The following is a 15,722-nucleotide window of genomic DNA, read 5'->3' as shown; positions in this document are numbered from 1 at the left end:
GCAGTTCGTTTTTAGCCAACCTTGTTAATGAACTTAAAAAGCGGCTCTCGCAGTAGGCACCGCATCCAGTGACGCAAAGTCACCCGCCAGGTATTTATAGTAAGCAGTAATGGCAATCATACCCGCATTATCCGTACAATATTCGAACTTAGGAATAAATGTCCGCCATTGGTGTTGCCGGCCATATTCCGTTAAAGCAGTGCGCAAACCACTGTTGGCGCTCACGCCGCCAGCAATGGCAATATCGCGGATACCTGTTTCTTCAGCCGCCTTCACCACCTTGTTCAGTAATATACTCACAATACGGTGCTGGATGGAGGCACAGATATCAGGCAGGTTTTGCGCAATAAAGGCAGGATCTTTCTGCTGGTTCTCCTGCAGGAAATAAAGAATAGCCGTTTTTAATCCGCTGAAACTGAAGTTCAGACCAGGTATCCGGGGCTCGGGGAACTTAAAGCGCGCCGGATTGCCCGTCTGCGCATATTTATCTATCAACGGGCCGCCGGGATAGGGCAAACCCAATATTTTGGCACTTTTATCAAAAGCCTCTCCGGCAGCATCATCCAGCGTTTCACCAATTACCCGCATGCTAAGCGGACTTTCACATAAAACGATCTGGGTATGACCACCAGACACGGTTAAGCATAAAAAAGGAAAGTCCGGCTTGGGATCATCTATAAAGTTAGCCAGTACATGCGCCTGCATATGATGCACGCCTATCAGGGGAATATCCAGTGCCATCGCCATCGATTTGGCAAAGCAACTGCCTACCAGCAGTGAACCGATCAATCCGGGCGATTGGGTAAAGGCAATCGCGCTCAGCTCCTCCCGCTTCACCCCTGCGGTTCTCAGGGCAATATCCACCACAGGCACTATATTCTCCTGGTGCGCGCGGGAAGCCAGCTCCGGCACCACGCCCCCGTATTGCTCATGTACCTTCTGACCGGCAATATGATTGGATAACACCTGCCCGTCTACAATGACTGCTGCTCCTGTATCATCACAGGACGACTCTATAGCTAATATTTTAACCGACATAAGGCGCAAAATTAATAAAAAAGGCGGGAAAACCCCGCCTGTACAACAGCTAAGCTGTTGCCTGTTACGTATGCCTGTTTAGTTGCTGCGGATGGCTACCACCGGATCCAGCTTGCTGGCCGTATAAGCAGGAATAAAGCCCGCCAGCAGCCCTACCAGGGCAGATATGCTCAACCCGAATATCACAGAACCGGCAGACAGCACCATCTCAAAGGTACCAGACAGATTAATAATTACTGTAAGAAGATAAACCAGCAGCAAGCCAAAAGTTCCTCCCAACAAACACAAACTCACCGCTTCCAGCAAAAACTCCATCAGGATAATGCCCCGGCGCGCTCCTATGGCTTTTTTCAGCCCTATGATGTTGGTGCGCTCTTTTACCGTTACAAACATAATATTGGCAATACCAAAAGCCCCCACTATCAGCGCAAAAATCGCAATCATTCCCCCACCCATATTGATCGCAGCAAACATCGCGTTCAAACTGTCGTTGGCGGTACTGATTTCATTCAATGAAAAATCATCCTCTTCCTTCGGCCTTAACCGGTGAGACGCGCGCACCACCCCTTTCAGCTCATCTTTCAGCTGATCCATACTCACACCGGGTTTGGCCTTTATCAGGATATACGGGTCCGCAAACCGGCGCTCATCCACTACCGTACGGGCAAACCGGTAAGGCAGTATAATGGCATTGTCGTACCCGATCCCGCCAATCATGCTTTCTCCCTTCTTCTTCAACACCCCGATGATCTTTACATCCCTCCCCGCTACTTTCACCACCTTGCCCATAGCCGCTTCCGGCGAAGGGAAAAGTCCATCCCAGATAGTAAAGCCCAGGATCGCCACATTGGTGCCGCTGTTACTTTCACTGTTGGCAAAGAAACGGCCGTCCAGGATCTGTAAGGTCTGTATCTGGTCAAAGTCGTTCGTCACCGCCATCATCGTCACGCCATCCATATAATCATCCCCATATTCCACCTTCTTATTGCCCGATTCAAAATTAAATGAGGCAAAACTGGCGCTCTGCACCTTATCCTGTATAGGTTTCAGGTCCTTATACTCCGGCTCCGGACGGTTCATATATTTCCACCACGGATATTCCCCATTACCGCCCCAGGGCCACTTCTGCATATATACCACATCGTCGCCCAGGTCAGCCAGATCCTTTCTGATATTGTGTTCCAGGCTACCGGTGAGCGTAAATACCGCGATGATACAGAAGATGCCAATGGTAATTCCAAACAACGATAAAAAAGTGCGCAGCTTATTCACCCGCAGCTCCTGCATCGCCATTTTGAAACTATTCCATAATATTTTAAGGGTTGCTATCATATTCCAAATTTAGCGGATTTATCGGCACGGGCAGCGCCAATAAACACGAAATATAGCCGGACAAAAAATTTAGTTACCTTTGCTGCCATTTTTCGGATATTTATGAAGTACGCTAACGAAATCAGTAAAAGAAAATCCTTTGCTATCATCGCTCACCCGGATGCCGGTAAAACTACGCTGACAGAGAAATTCCTCCTGTTTGGCGGCGCTATTCAAACAGCCGGTGCGGTGAAGTCCAATAAAATAAAGAAGCACACCACTTCGGATTTCATGGAAATTGAAAGGCAAAGAGGTATCTCCGTAGCCACTTCCGTTATGACCTTCGAATACCGCGATATCCTCGTTAATCTCCTGGATACCCCCGGTCACAAGGACTTTGCGGAAGATACCTACCGTACGCTGACTGCCGTAGACAGCGTGGTACTGGTGATCGACTGCGTGAAAGGAGTGGAAGAACAAACGGAAAGACTCATGGAAGTATGCCGCATGCGCGATACGCCCGTGATCATCTTCGTCAACAAAATGGACCGCGATGGTAAATACCCGTTCGACCTCCTGGATGAACTGGAAGAAAAACTTAACATCCGGGTAAGACCCCTCAGCTGGCCTATCAATATGGGCAGCGACTTTAAAGGCGTTTACAACCTGTACGATAAAAGCCTCGTGGCCTTCCTTCCCAACAAGAAAGCAACAGACGAAGACGTAGTACCGCTCACAGATCTCAGCAGCAGCTACATCGATGAACACTTCAATGAAAAAGATGCCGCACAGCTGCGTGGCGACGTGGAACTGATCGAAGGCGTGTACGATACCTTCAACAGGGAAGAGTACCTCGCCGGTAAACTGGCGCCCGTTTTCTTTGGCAGCGCCGTCAACAACTTCGGCGTGAAAGACCTGCTGGATACCTTTGTGGACATCGCGCCCATTCCGCGTAACCGCACCGCTACCACCCGCGAAGTAGACGTAAACGAAGATAAGTTCAGTGGATTCATTTTTAAAATCCATGCTAACCTCGATCCGCGTCACCGCGACCGTATCGCCTTCCTCCGCGTTTGCTCCGGTAAATTCGAAAGGAATAAATTCTATCACCATGTTCGTTTAGACAAAGACGTTAGGTTCAGCAACCCTTACAGCTTCCTCGCCCGCGAAAAGAACGTAGTAGACGATGCCTACCCCGGCGACGTGGTAGGGCTGTTTGATACCGGCAACTTCAAGATCGGCGACACCCTTACGGAAGGTGAAAACTTTTACATCACCGGTATTCCCAGCTTCTCTCCTGAACTGTTTAAGGAACTGGTGAACAAAGATCCGCTGAAAACAAAACAGCTGGAAAAAGGTATCCGCCAGCTTACAGACGAAGGCGTGGCACAGTTATTTACGCAGCACGGTGGCAACCGCAAAATCATCGGCTGTGTGGGCGACCTGCAGTTCGAAGTAATCCAGTACCGCCTGCTCCAGGAATATGGCGCCGCCTGCCAGTTCAATACCCTGCCTTTCTACAAGGCCTGCTGGCTCACCGGTCCGAAAGAGAAAATCGAGGAATTCATCCGCTTCAAATCCTCCAACATCGTGGAGGACAAGGACGGCCATATCGTATACCTGGCGCAATCGGAATGGTACCTTAACACCGAGCGCACTAACAACCCTGACATTCAATTCAACTTCACATCGGAGATTCATAAGTAGCGGAGGGAGGGCGGCGCCTTCGGCGCCTTTTGTCTTGGAGCAGGATTACGCTGATTATGTTGATTACGCTGATTTTCCCACCTTTTGTTTTAGATTTTTTTGGGGAGAGATTAGATTGATTTTCCCACATTTTATTTTAAATATTTTGGGAGATAGAAACAGAGATCTCTGTTTCTATCTCCCATTTTTTTTATCACAATACCAGGAAAATTTTTCTAATCAAATAAAATGCAGAAAAATCATTCCCATCTTCCCCTAAAAAAATCTAAACAAAAGGTGGGAAAATCAGCGTAATCAACATAATCAGCGTAATCCTGCTCCAAGACAAAAGGCGCCGAAGGCGCCGCCCTCCCTCCGCACAAAAAAGCCACTCCCTGTGAACAGGGGCGGCATTACTTGTACGACCAACTCAAATTATTGCTTTATTGAGAATATCTTGGTGCTGTGTATCGTGTGTGTGTTACACAAAAGTAGGTACAGCAATGCACTCCGCTTTCTCGAAGCGGGAAAATCATTTACGCAATCGGGAAACTTTACTCCGGGGAGAGGGTATACTGGAAAATGTATTCCTCGGTGGTGCCGTCCCGCACGCCTTCCACGCGGGCGTCGAGATGTTTGGCGTCTTTAAAACGGTAGGTGATTTTTTTGGGGAAATCATTGTTCAGGTCTTCTGCAACAAAACCAATGGCTTTTAAAACCCGCAGTTTCAGGTGTATGGTGGCGGGTTTGTCCTGCCCTTCATAGGCTGGAATATAAAAGATGCCGGTTCCTCTTCTCACAAGCTGCATGGATTGTTGCAGGGCGCTGTCCGCTCCTACTACCCGCCAGGTTTTCCCTTTCCAGGTAGAGTCATTGACCTGGCTCCAGGTTTCCACGATGGTGCTTTTGCGGGTGTTCATCTTCCAGGTGCCTTCCAGCTTATCCAGGAAACGGAAGTCGGCAGCACTTACCTGGCCGGCTGCCCGCAGGCTGCCGGCCAGTAAAAGGATCAGCAGCAGGTAACTACTGTTGTACCACCGCTTCTTCACCATAAATCTGTTGTTTGTATTTGAGAGAAGGAGAAGTCAGTAAAGGTCCGATACCCAGCTCAGGCCATTTGGTATCCACTTTCCGGATAGTGGCATCGTCGGCCACAATGATATTGGGCCAATCGCGCTCAAAATTGTCCAGCAGCCTGGTTTTCAGGGTGCCGTCCATACCAATGCCGCCAATATATTTACCGGGTTCCCCGGAAGGAATACGAACAACAAAGCTGTCACGTTTAGGGTCCAGGTTATTGCAGAAGCGCCATAACGCAGAAGCAAGATCGCTTACGTCCACGGTATGCTCTACGAAAAGGATCATTTTAATGCCCGCCAATGCCGGTAAGGTGTACAGCTTTTCATTCAGCTCCCTCACATGCGAAGGACGGGCCTTTTCCACTGCCACCAGGATACAGGAAATATCCAGTGGCAGCAGCGAAGCGTTGATGCCTTTGATTTCCGGGAACTGCTGCATGATGGCGGCTGTATCCAGCTGCCGCGGCGCCGGAACAGATATAAAGGTGGTGTCCTGCTCTTCTTCATATTTGCGGGTACCATCGATACACATTTTACCGCCAAAGCCCATTTTGGAACAGGAGTGATCCAGTACATCCATCGGCCCCTGGCTGAGGTATATATCGGCAGCGGGGTTCAGGTGTTGGAAGACATACTGCGCCAGCTGCTTATAGTCTGTGATCTTTGTGCCGTCGTCTGTTACCACCAGGATCTTGTTAAACATCATCTGGCCGGCGCCCCACATGGCGTTCATTACTTTCTGCGCCTGTCCGGCATAGTCTTTTTTAATCTGTGCAATCACCAGGTTATGGAACACGCCTTCCACCGGCATTTCCATATTAATGATTTCAGGCACGAGTGTCATTTTAATCGGCGCCAGGAAAATACGTTCGGTGGCTTTGCCTATCCAGGCATCTTCCTGCGGCGGAATGCCTACTATCGTCGATGGATATACGGCGTCTTTACGGTGCGTGATAGCGGTGACATGAAATTTAGGATACCAGTCGGCCAGTGAGTAATACCCGGTATGATCACCGAAAGGGCCCTCCCAGATGAGGTCTTCAGCCGGTTCTACATAACCTTCAATCACAAAATCGGCATCTGCCGGCACTTCTATATCCGGTTGGGTGATACACTTTACCAGCTCTACTTTCTTCTTGCGGAGAAAGCCGGCCAGCATATATTCATCTACGTTTTCCGGCAGCGGGGCGGTAGCAGCGTAAGTATAAACGGGATCCCCGCCCAATACTACGGCAACGGGCATACGCTTATTCAGCTTCTTGTATTCCATGAAGTGTTTGGCGGATACCTTATGTTTATGCCAGTGCATACCGGTCATATCTTTTTCAAATACCTGCATACGGTACATGCCTACGTTGCGGGTGCCGGTAAGCGGGTCTTTGGTATGGATTACGGGCAGGGTGATAAAAGGACCACCGTCCTTAGGCCAGCAGGTAAGCACCGGCAATTTGCTGAGGTCCGGGTTGGCCATTACCACTTCCTGGCAACTGCCTTTTCCACTTACTACCTTTGGCATCCAGGAAGCAAATTGTCCGAGCTTTGGCAGCATGGCCAGTTTATCAAGTATACTTTCCTTTGGTTTGGATAATAATTTAAAGAGATTTTCAATTTCACCGGCCACATCGTCCAGTTCACTCACGCCCAGCGCCAGGCACATACGTTTGTAGCTGCCCATGGAATTAATCAGCACGGGGAAGTCGGTACCGGTATTTTCAAACAACAGGGCTTTGCCGCCATCCGGCGATTTGCTGACCCTGTCTGTTATTTCAGCGATTTCCAGTTTAGGGTCCACATAAGTTTTTATACGTACCAGTTCTCCTGCCTGTTCCAGCGTGTCTATAAAGTGTCTGAGATTTTTATATGCCATGTTTGAATCTTATTACCAATCAACAAAAGTAACCATCCCGCACCGCAATAAAAAATGCCCCCCATTTAAATATGGGAGGCATCTCATTTATTCCATTTTCAGTTATCAGTTCACGATGGTAACACCCGCGTGGAATACGGCCCTTGGCCTTGATGGGTAGTAGCGTACCGGAGCTGGTACCGGAACAGGTATTACAGCAGGATAGTAAGCCGGTCTGGCGTATACCACTCTTTGACGAGGGTAGCAGTCATAGTCATACCTGTCGCGTACATACACTCTCCTGGGCCGCTCGCATCTCTCCCAGCGGTCATCATCATAACGGTCATGTCCGCGCCCATGTCCATATCCGTGGCCACGTCCATGTCCCCTTTGTGCATACGTGGTGAGCACAGTGCCGCCAATAAGCAGCATCAACAGCAGTACTTTTTTCATGTTTCTTTGGTTTTTAGTTCAAGATCGGTTGGCAAATAATAGTTGTGGTGTGTTGTTAATGTTAACCCGCATACCGGGCAAAACTGGCATCTGTAACAACATAAGTGGAACCCGGATATGCGATAAAAGAATATCTCCGGGGCTTACGCGGTTTCTTGTAATGCTTTTTATACGGTTTTTTATGATGATGCGGTGGTGTTGGCGGAGCCGGTGGCCGGTGATGCGGAGGCGTTGGAGGCCTGGGCAATCCTGGTGGTACTGGTGGCGCCGGCGGATGTGGTAAATGTGCCGGAGCCGGTGGCCTGGGTGGCAGTGGTGGTGCAGGCGGCCTGTGCTGTGCAGAAAGGCTCATTGAACCTGTTATCAACATCACTGAAGCTATATTTAAAAACTTCCTCATGGCACTTCTTTTTCGTTAGTTAAAACAGGCAGTTGCACACCAACTTATTTTCTTGCGGCTGTTGATTCATTACTCTCTCCGCGATTTGTGATTCTGCGATCCGCCATAAGCTGGTGGCTGCATTAGTACCTGTTTGAACTCATAAATTCAACAACTATGCCAATAAAAAAAATCCCGGCGGGATGCCGGGATTAAGAGGATAAATAAAGTATTAAACAGTTTGAATATCAGCTGATTACGGCCTGAGTATCGGGCACCGGGTAGCCTTTTGTTTACCCCAGCCACTGCCACCACCCAAACGGTAAGTAATGGTGAACCCGGAAAACGCATACCAGTCGTTATGCTTGTCAGAACCACGGATAGCACCATCTGCAGGATATGTTCCCGGCGCCACTTTGCCGGTTACTTCATCGCCACGGTAAGCCATATCTACCGCCTTCTGGCCACGGTAGGTCAGCAAGGTATTCTGATCAACATAGTTAGTGCTCACATCATCCATATAGTCTGTGGTAGTAGCACGAAGTCCTATCTCAAATCCAAGTGTCCATTTATCATTGATGATCGCCTTTACACCCGCTCCAAACGGAAAGGAAAAGGAAAACAGGTCGTAAGGCTGACGGGTAGGATACTGCGGTAATCCCTGTCCTTCGGTACCGAGGGGACGAAGCCGTACCCGGTTGCCCGACTGGTCTTTAGAAGTGGGATCAAAACCAAAACCACCCACACCCACAAACACATAAGGCGTAAACCCCTTTTCGTCGAGATCAAAAAAGTTGATTTCACCAATCAGGCTGCCTTCAAAAATATTGGTCCGGAAACTAAGGTTACGGGCCACCAGGTCTTTGGAAGAGTTGGTGCTGTCGGCGCCGGTAGCAATTCCCCAGGTAAAAGAGCCACGGATAGTGAGGTAACGGTTAATATCCTTTCTCACCAGCAAGCCAAGCGCCGGCCGGGTATATTTCATATCCACCCTTTGCTGGGTAAGATCCCCGCTGTAGTTGCTGATACCTGCAAAAGCGCCGACATGCCAGTCCTGCGCAAAGGTGAAAAAGGGAACTGCCATGAATAACAACAGTATTCCGGTAGATTTGGAGAATTTCAATGTATTTAAGTTTAAGAGGTTAGTCCTTATTATTCGTGCATCCATTTAACGTTATTACTGCAATTTTTATTTGGTGCCGCCCTCCCAAACTTTCAACCGCTATTCCCGGCACTTTACTTTAAAAATGTAAAAATAAACTAATAAACCAATTAACTCATAAACAATTAAACTAACATCTTATATAGGCCCATCCCTCCTGTTGCCTTTCTATAAGGTGCGCTATGGCTGCAGGCACCACTTCCACAAAGGGAAACAGCTGATCCGCTGCCAGCTGACGACTGTTCAAGGTATTTTGGCAAATAAGGAAACGGACCGACCGGCCCTGCAGGGACGCTATCTTTTCGGGGAAAGGGTGGCCCTCCGGCAGCAGTAAATTCCAGGCATGACCATGTACTACCACCTCTATGGCTACACGTGTTTGACGTTCGTTGGTATAATGAAGAAGATTATTGAGCTGCCCGAGCATAGACAATTGTGCATCCCGCTCACCGGATGTAATCTGAAAAACTACCTGCATGCCAGCAAACCTAACTAAATATTGGCAAACCCGAAAACAATGACATCAATACCAGGTGGATGTTATTTTCAGCGCTGAATCTCTTTTTGTTTTCCATTATGCAGCTCATATTGTACCTTTCTGAGCTTCTCTTCCAGCTTATTGTATTTTTCCCTGGCCTCACGCAGCTGGAACTGCAACGAAGCCTCTTTCTGCGCCTGTTTTACCAGGTTAATATTAGCTACCCGCAGGGCTCTGAAATGGTGGTACAGGATGGCCCAACCCAGCAGCAACAATAACGCTAAAACAATGATGACGGCTACCATAACATAAAAGGTTATACAATCAAATCAATCAACTATGCTAAACCACCGGCAAATGGTGTTGCGAAGGCCGCAACTCCATAACAGGATTGATAGGACAAAATCATTTAATGGTTATAAAACTATGGGAATGCCCGACTGATGATCCAAACATAACATGACTGTCAAAGATATTCATTCCCGTAATTAACGGTTTGTCCATTTTAGCTTTTTCTGTTTTTTTTCTCCTCCGGAACCTCCTTCCAGGCAACAATTTTTCTACATATTATAAATTTATATGCTAAATGCAAAATATATCATATTGAAAATCAACTTAATAAAATGATCCTGAAATTTACTTCTCCGGTAATCATAAAAAAATTAAATTAGGGATAATGTTCACGTAGCGATCTGCTTATCCAGGATGTAAATCAGCATGTACCGGATCCAATGAAAATCAACTAAAATCCCTCATATTTTATGGCCGCCCTTTTGACCAAAGAACAACTTGAAAATTTTGCTTTACAAGGGTTATCTTATGCAGATGATCACGTAAGTGATCCCTTTAATATCAGAGATGTGGCAGAACGCCTCGGCATCTCCTACTCCTACTTCTATCACAACTTTGTGAATTACATGGGAGAACCATTCTGGCACTATGTTAAAAGACACCGCCTGGAACTCGGCGCAGGCCTGCTCCGGCACAGTGGCTATAACATCGGTGAAATAAGCGAGTATTGCGGATACGCCACCACCGCGGCTTTCAGCAAAGCCTTTAAACTGCACTTTAAAGAAAGTCCCAAAGATTTCCGCCGCATCATCATCCTGCCCAATGAAAACAGGACCCTGCAGATCACTAAAACCATCACCGCAGCTGTAGGTAGTGAAGCATTCCAGGAATTGTTCAATTATGATCGCTGTGAGAAAATCAGAATGCCGGACAGCATCCTGTACTACTCCTTCATTTCACGGGGCCAGGACCCGATCGCTGAAATGATCGCCCGCATGAACACCTATCATAGTCTGTTTAAAAAGATGCAGACATTATACGATCTGCCACAAAGCAGGATCATTACAGGTACCCTCGACGCCGTACCGGTAACCAACTATGAAAAGCTGTCTATGTTCGCTGGATTGTTGATTCCAACGGCTGCAATAAACGCGCATATCCAGCTGACGAAAAACCACTCCTATCTCGCCACAAAACGGATAGCAGGTGGCAACTACCTCAAACTGCCGGTGCCAATGGACTTCGCCACAGCAGGTATGCCGATGTATAATTTTATCAGCATGAACTGTAAGGAAGGAATTTTCAAAATGAGCGGGAACCACTTCTTCATTTCGCTTGACGGCCCTCAATACTCTGAAATATTTATTCCGCTGCTCAAAAAACATTATTAAAAAGAGAACGGAATGACCAATGATGTCATTCCGTTTATTCTTTTATCTATTTAGTAAATACAGCCCGGAAACAATTGGCGCTCGTATTCACGGTATCTTTCTGCGGCTTGCCCGTTCCATAAAACTCATCCAGGAACCCGGCGGCATCCGACCAAACCGTTTGCATCATTCCCTGGAAACGGGGTTTCATTTCTTTGGTGGCACTCGCCCGGTAATCATACATATCCTTCAGCTGCAGCTTCGCATTAGCCGGCATCCTCCACGGACACGTAATCACCGATAATCCCTTCATCGCCAGGTATACCGGCGTTTTATCCGGACGCTCGTAGTGCCAGTCGCAAATCACCACATCCTTCGGAACCAGGTCCACCGCCCGGTGTGTATTGTTCATACTCGCCTCCCAGGCGCCTAACCCCGTCAGCTTGCCATCCAGCAACCGGTCGCCCCACATCCACAGCTCACGCCCCTGCTGCGCCAGGTGATTCCGGATCGTCCATACCTCCCCGGCAAATAATTCGGCCTTGTCCCGGCCGCCGCAACGCGGACATTTATCCTCGCCAATATAAAATACTTCATCCATGCCGGCATGAAAAGCGGTGCTCTCAAATACATCACAGATCTCATCCACCAACTCAAACACAACTTTATGTACCCCCGGATGCAACGGGCAATAACTTTTGCAATACAACCCATCTGCATTTGGCCATACATATTTCGCCGGCATTTTTACCCACGGCGTTTCATCAAAATCAGGATACACCTTCAGCAGGTTGGTAGTTGTACCCGCCCACGACTGGTGCCCCAGCAAGTTGATCTGCGGAATCAGCCGGATATTATGCTTACGGCAGGTTTGCACCAGCTGTTTTACCTGCTGTTCGGTTAACCCACCGGCATCACGCAGTTCCGGGTGCGACTTAAACTGGTAATTAAAATCAACGCGCAGCACCAGGGTGTTGATGTGCCGGGGCGCCAGTTCTGTATCGATAAATCTCAGGAACGGAGCCAGTCCTTCCGCCCTGGGCGCCGCTATACAAAAACCGCGGACAGGTAAGGTGTCAGCCGGCAGGGGTTTTGCAAAGGAAAGGGATCCACTGCCGCAAACGAGCAGCAAAAGGGCAAACAGTTTTTTCATAACGCTTGAATTTTTACGGGCATGTCCGTAAAATAATAAAAGCGGTGCGCAACTGCAACCTTTTCACCGTAACAAATGTATAATCAGCATTCTAATGTTATACACTTTGATTTTTAATATCTTTGATAAAAGCACTACCTCTATGAACGAGATCAAACTACCGTTTACTGCCCGTCTCACTTTTACCCTGTTTTCGATTATCCTTATCATCTATATAGCTCATGTTGGCAGTGGTATCATCGTTCCGTTGATGTTTGCCATGCTCATTGCCATCATGCTGCTGCCCGTTGTTCATCAGCTGGAAAAATGGCGCCTGCCCCGGGGGATGGCAGCCATCATAGCGGTATTGCTGTTTATCATCGCCATCCTGCTGATAATGCTCCTACTCGCCAAACAAATGGAAGCCTTCATCTCCGATTTCCCGCAACTGGAACAAAAGCTCATGCTGGTGATAGATTCCACCCAGGATTGGATCAATACTAAGTTTCATATTAATTCCAGCACACAAATGAGCTACGTGGAAAAAGCGATGATGGGTACCCTCGGAACCGCCACCAGCTTCATCAGTCAAACATTCCTGTCGCTTTCCTCCCTGCTGGTATTCGTTGTATTTGTATTCCTGTATGCTTTCTTTATCCTCTTCTACCGCAGGTTACTGGTATCTTTCCTGATCAAGATCTTCCAGGAACAGCACCGCGAAAAATTACTCACCGTCATCGCCAGCACCCGCACCATTATTAAAAGCTATGTAGGCGGCCTGATGATAGAAATGGTGATAGTAGCCGTTCTCAATACCGCCCTGTTCTTTATTCTTGGTATTAAATACGCCATCCTGCTGGGCGTAATGGCCGCTATCTTTAATATCATTCCTTATGTAGGGATCTTAACGGCCGCCATCCTTATCATCCTGGTAACACTGGCTACGGGTACGCCTATACAGGCGTTGCAGGCGGGCATTGCCCTGTTCCTCATTCATGTACTCGACAGTAACGTGCTTTTCCCCAGCATTGTGGGTTCCAAGGTAAAGATCAACGCATTGATCACCATCATTGGGGTGGTACTGGGCAATATGTTATGGGGCATCCCCGGCATGTTCCTTGCCATTCCGACCATCGCTATTATTAAAATTATTTGTCAGAATATCGAAGAGATGACCCCCTGGGCTATTTTGCTTGGCGATGAATCCAAACCGAAAGTAAAGAAGGTGAAAGTGGTGAAGAAAGACTAAACCATAAATATCGTCGTTGCCGCAGCGGTCCGGACTAACAAAACCTTTACAGCCATTTACCGGCCGGAGGAAAGAAAATATTAAAGGTGGTTCCCTGCCCTAACACGCTGCTCACCGTGATGGAGGCCTTATGCAGGTACAGAATCTTTTGCGTCATGGATAAGCCAATGCCATACCCCTCGAAGGAATGCGCATTATCTGCCCGGTACAGCGGCATAAAGATCTTTTCGGTGTCAGCTGCCGCAATACCAATACCACGGTCGCTTACAGACAGGCTGATACCACTGTCGCTATAGGAAAGCCGGCAACTAACGTCACGGTTATACGAAAATTTAAATGCATTACGGAGGATATTTTGCAACGCCAATGCCATCAGCGAACGGTTACCACGGATGCAAAGCAAAGCAGCATCGTCTGGCATACCGCTGAGTTGTACGTGCAGCTGCAAAGGCGGCGATTTATGACGCCAGTATTCCGCCAGGTCCCACAATAACTCGTCCATCCGGATCAGCTCACTGTTGGCTTCTGTAAGGTTGGCATCCACCCGTGTAAGCTGCAACAGTCCATCCGTAATGATCTTCAGTTTCTCCGATTCACCGAGCAGCGTACCCAGCGTTTGTACATATTCTTCCGGGCTACGGCTGTTCTGAAGGGTTACTTCTATCTCCCCGATAATAGTAGTTAATGGTGTACGTAACTCGTGGGAGGCATTGGATGCAAAAGAACGCTGCATATCAAAAGCCTGTTCCAGGTGTTGCAACAGTCCATTGAAATTAGCAGCCAGTTCATCTATTTCATCTTTATTTAATCCCTGCTGCACGCGCAGGTGCAGGTTGTTGGAGCGGATCTTTTGCACCTGCCGGTTGATGCTTTTAATAGGTTCGAGCGCCCTGCTGGCATACCACTGCCCCATCAGGAAGGTGATCAGCAGGGCAACCAAAAACATCACGACCAGTATCCATAAAAGATACTGCAGCTGCTGGATGCCCGCCGTATTACGCGCGGTTACTATCACTACAAAATCGCCCTGGTTATCGGGATAATAAATCCCCAGGCCCGACTCTTCCCGGAAAACGAACCGGTACACTTCCTGGTGACGGATGGTTTCCAGCAGCGACACCGGCCAGTTATACCTCGTTTTTTCAATGAACACCGCCTGGTTGTGCTGATCGTAAATATTACTGGATTCATCGGGTATCCGTTCCCGGTAGCTCTTTTCTATTTCAAGAAATTTCTTCTTCGTCAGCTCGTCTTTTTCAAGGTACACCTGCGCAGTTACCAGCGCACGCATCTGCAACAGCTTATAAAAACTGTTCCGGATGTATTGGGCAGATAACAGGTATATCAGTACGAAAACAACCGTAAGGATAATACCTGAAATCAAAGTAAACTGCAGCGATAGCCGGTGGCGGATCTTCATAAGCTTATTTCTGTTTCATCACATAACCCATCCCAACTACGGTATGGATCAGCTTTTCACCGGTAAAGCCTTTTTCAATTTTATTCCGGAGATAATTAACATATACATCAATGGTATTGGTGCCTGTGTCAAACTCGAGTCCCCACACGGCTTCTGAAATAAGCGCCCGGGACAGCACCCTTCCTGTATTACGGAGCAGCAGCTCCAGCAACGCATACTCTTTCGCTGTAAGCACAATTTCCTGTCCATCCCGGCTGGCAGTTTTGGAATGGGTATCCAGTTGAAGATCCGCAAACCTAAGCACCGCAGGCTCCTCGTGGAAGTGGCTTTTCCGTCTCGACAACGCATTGATACGTGCCATCAGCTCAGAAAAATGAAAAGGCTTGGCGAGATAATCATCTGCCCCGGCATTGAGTCCTTCTACAATATCCTCCGTGGCATTTAACGCGGTAAGCATCAATACAGGGATACTGATTTCCAGCGCACGCAGTTTTTTACATATAGCCGTTCCGTTTATTCCCGGCAACATCAGGTCCAGTAAAATGAGATCATAGTCGTGTTCCAGCGCCGCCTGCTGACCGGTAATGCCATCCGTATGCACATCCACATGATGATGATGCTCTTCCAGCCCGCGTTTGATGAAAGCGCCCACTTTTACTTCATCTTCTATAACCAGTATTTTCATATCAAAAAATTATAAGCAATAACCCCTGCAAAAGTAGCATTGTTTACCCGGGCAGGCATTAAAGCGGGATTAAAATCAAGGTTCCTATGGACATTTTCGCAATATCTGTTAGCTTTGCCCCAACCTAAACCGGCAACCGTATC

At 47.9% G+C, this 15,722-nt stretch carries 15 protein-coding genes; 4 read left to right on the top strand and 11 right to left on the bottom strand.

Annotated features, from left to right (window positions below; genetic code table 11):
- Positions 1–33: 33 nt before the first annotated feature.
- Both tsaD and QFZ51_RS16455 read right to left on the bottom strand, forming a co-directional pair.
- Entirely contained in the window at positions 34–1,038 is a 1,005-nt protein-coding gene (gene tsaD / locus QFZ51_RS16460; protein ID WP_429047262.1) for a tRNA (adenosine(37)-N6)-threonylcarbamoyltransferase complex transferase subunit TsaD, read from the bottom strand.
- Positions 1,039–1,116: 78 nt separating this feature from the next.
- Complete coding sequence (locus QFZ51_RS16455; RefSeq protein ID WP_429047260.1) at positions 1,117–2,370, bottom strand: ABC transporter permease; 1,254 nt, start codon at positions 2,368–2,370, stop codon at positions 1,117–1,119.
- Between the two features lie 102 nt (positions 2,371–2,472).
- On the opposite strand from QFZ51_RS16455, the gene QFZ51_RS16450 reads away from it, so the two are divergent.
- Positions 2,473–4,056: a peptide chain release factor 3 gene (locus QFZ51_RS16450; protein WP_370909935.1), complete on the top strand. Its 1,584-nt coding sequence runs from the start codon at positions 2,473–2,475 to the stop codon at positions 4,054–4,056.
- A 533-nt stretch (positions 4,057–4,589) separates the two neighbouring features.
- On the opposite strand, the gene QFZ51_RS16445 is transcribed toward QFZ51_RS16450, so the two are convergent.
- From QFZ51_RS16445 to QFZ51_RS16435, 3 genes are all read right to left on the bottom strand, one after another.
- Complete coding sequence (locus QFZ51_RS16445; protein WP_429047256.1) at positions 4,590–5,087, bottom strand: DUF6265 family protein; 498 nt, start codon at positions 5,085–5,087, stop codon at positions 4,590–4,592.
- The gene (locus QFZ51_RS16440) at positions 5,059–6,981 is read right to left on the bottom strand and encodes a menaquinone biosynthesis decarboxylase (RefSeq protein ID WP_429047253.1); all 1,923 of its coding nucleotides are present in this window, start codon (positions 6,979–6,981) and stop codon (positions 5,059–5,061) included. The genes QFZ51_RS16445 and QFZ51_RS16440 overlap by 29 nt, the downstream gene beginning before the upstream one ends.
- A 105-nt stretch (positions 6,982–7,086) precedes the next feature.
- A complete protein-coding gene (locus tag QFZ51_RS16435; protein WP_370909932.1) occupies positions 7,087–7,413 on the bottom strand; it encodes a hypothetical protein in 327 nt (108 codons plus the stop codon).
- A 192-nt stretch (positions 7,414–7,605) separates the two neighbouring features.
- On the opposite strand from QFZ51_RS16435, the gene QFZ51_RS16430 reads away from it, so the two are divergent.
- Positions 7,606–7,836 carry a hypothetical protein gene (locus QFZ51_RS16430; protein WP_429047250.1) on the top strand — a complete coding sequence of 77 codons (231 nt, stop codon included), beginning with the start codon at positions 7,606–7,608 and terminating at the stop codon, positions 7,834–7,836.
- Between the two features lie 212 nt (positions 7,837–8,048).
- Here the strand turns inward: QFZ51_RS16430 and QFZ51_RS16425 are convergent, their stop codons facing one another.
- The 3 genes from QFZ51_RS16425 to QFZ51_RS16415 all read right to left on the bottom strand — a co-directional run bounded on the left by QFZ51_RS16425 (position 8,049) and on the right by QFZ51_RS16415 (position 9,737).
- On the bottom strand, positions 8,049–8,915 hold the full coding sequence (locus QFZ51_RS16425; protein ID WP_429047248.1) for a DUF6089 family protein: 867 nt from the start codon (positions 8,913–8,915) through the stop codon (positions 8,049–8,051).
- 169 nt (positions 8,916–9,084) lie between these two features.
- Positions 9,085–9,432, bottom strand: a complete 348-nt coding sequence (locus tag QFZ51_RS16420) for a DsrE family protein (protein ID WP_429047247.1) — start codon at positions 9,430–9,432, stop codon at positions 9,085–9,087.
- Positions 9,433–9,500: 68 nt separating this feature from the next.
- Entirely contained in the window at positions 9,501–9,737 is a 237-nt protein-coding gene (locus tag QFZ51_RS16415; protein WP_429047245.1) for a hypothetical protein, read from the bottom strand.
- 456 nt (positions 9,738–10,193) lie between these two features.
- On the opposite strand from QFZ51_RS16415, the gene QFZ51_RS16410 reads away from it, so the two are divergent.
- Positions 10,194–11,114 (top strand): helix-turn-helix transcriptional regulator, encoded by a 921-nt coding sequence (locus QFZ51_RS16410; protein WP_370909927.1) that lies wholly within the window; start codon positions 10,194–10,196, stop codon positions 11,112–11,114.
- A 46-nt stretch (positions 11,115–11,160) separates the two neighbouring features.
- Here QFZ51_RS16410 and QFZ51_RS16405 read toward each other — a convergent pair whose 3' ends face one another.
- Positions 11,161–12,246, bottom strand: a complete 1,086-nt coding sequence (locus QFZ51_RS16405; protein WP_429047242.1) for a family 20 glycosylhydrolase — start codon at positions 12,244–12,246, stop codon at positions 11,161–11,163.
- Positions 12,247–12,340: 94 nt separating this feature from the next.
- Between QFZ51_RS16405 and QFZ51_RS16400 the strand changes: the two genes are divergently transcribed.
- On the top strand, positions 12,341–13,474 hold the full coding sequence (locus QFZ51_RS16400; RefSeq protein ID WP_429047240.1) for an AI-2E family transporter: 1,134 nt from the start codon (positions 12,341–12,343) through the stop codon (positions 13,472–13,474).
- 46 nt (positions 13,475–13,520) lie between these two features.
- Here the strand turns inward: QFZ51_RS16400 and QFZ51_RS16395 are convergent, their stop codons facing one another.
- Complete coding sequence (locus tag QFZ51_RS16395) at positions 13,521–14,894, bottom strand: ATP-binding protein (RefSeq protein WP_429047238.1); 1,374 nt, start codon at positions 14,892–14,894, stop codon at positions 13,521–13,523.
- A gap of 4 nt (positions 14,895–14,898) precedes the next feature.
- Positions 14,899–15,579 carry a response regulator transcription factor gene (locus QFZ51_RS16390; protein WP_429047236.1) on the bottom strand — a complete coding sequence of 227 codons (681 nt, stop codon included), beginning with the start codon at positions 15,577–15,579 and terminating at the stop codon, positions 14,899–14,901.
- Between the last annotated feature and the right edge of the window lie 143 nt (positions 15,580–15,722).

The sequence above is a fragment of the Chitinophaga sp. W3I9 genome (genome assembly GCF_050434025.1).
Taxonomy (GTDB): domain Bacteria; phylum Bacteroidota; class Bacteroidia; order Chitinophagales; family Chitinophagaceae; genus Chitinophaga.
Note: the sequence above shows the minus strand (reverse complement) of the source record. Positions and strands in the feature narration are given on the sequence as shown.

Bases quoted from the DNA above. Each gene is read 5' to 3' on its own strand.
- tsaD (WP_429047262.1), bottom strand. From the start codon at position 1,038: ATGTCGGTTAAAATATTAGCTATAGAGTCGTCCTGTGATGATACAGGA.
- QFZ51_RS16455 (WP_429047260.1), bottom strand. From the start codon at position 2,370: ATGATAGCAACCCTTAAAATATTATGGAATAGTTTCAAAATGGCGATG.
- QFZ51_RS16450 (WP_370909935.1), top strand. From the start codon at position 2,473: ATGAAGTACGCTAACGAAATCAGTAAAAGAAAATCCTTTGCTATCATC.
- QFZ51_RS16445 (WP_429047256.1), bottom strand. From the start codon at position 5,087: ATGGTGAAGAAGCGGTGGTACAACAGTAGTTACCTGCTGCTGATCCTT.
- QFZ51_RS16440 (WP_429047253.1), bottom strand. From the start codon at position 6,981: ATGGCATATAAAAATCTCAGACACTTTATAGACACGCTGGAACAGGCA.
- QFZ51_RS16435 (WP_370909932.1), bottom strand. From the start codon at position 7,413: ATGAAAAAAGTACTGCTGTTGATGCTGCTTATTGGCGGCACTGTGCTC.
- QFZ51_RS16420 (WP_429047247.1), bottom strand. From the start codon at position 9,432: ATGCAGGTAGTTTTTCAGATTACATCCGGTGAGCGGGATGCACAATTG.
- QFZ51_RS16415 (WP_429047245.1), bottom strand. From the start codon at position 9,737: ATGGTAGCCGTCATCATTGTTTTAGCGTTATTGTTGCTGCTGGGTTGG.
- QFZ51_RS16410 (WP_370909927.1), top strand. From the start codon at position 10,194: ATGGCCGCCCTTTTGACCAAAGAACAACTTGAAAATTTTGCTTTACAA.
- QFZ51_RS16405 (WP_429047242.1), bottom strand. From the start codon at position 12,246: ATGAAAAAACTGTTTGCCCTTTTGCTGCTCGTTTGCGGCAGTGGATCC.
- QFZ51_RS16400 (WP_429047240.1), top strand. From the start codon at position 12,341: ATGTTATACACTTTGATTTTTAATATCTTTGATAAAAGCACTACCTCT.
- QFZ51_RS16395 (WP_429047238.1), bottom strand. From the start codon at position 14,894: ATGAAGATCCGCCACCGGCTATCGCTGCAGTTTACTTTGATTTCAGGT.
- QFZ51_RS16390 (WP_429047236.1), bottom strand. From the start codon at position 15,579: ATGAAAATACTGGTTATAGAAGATGAAGTAAAAGTGGGCGCTTTCATC.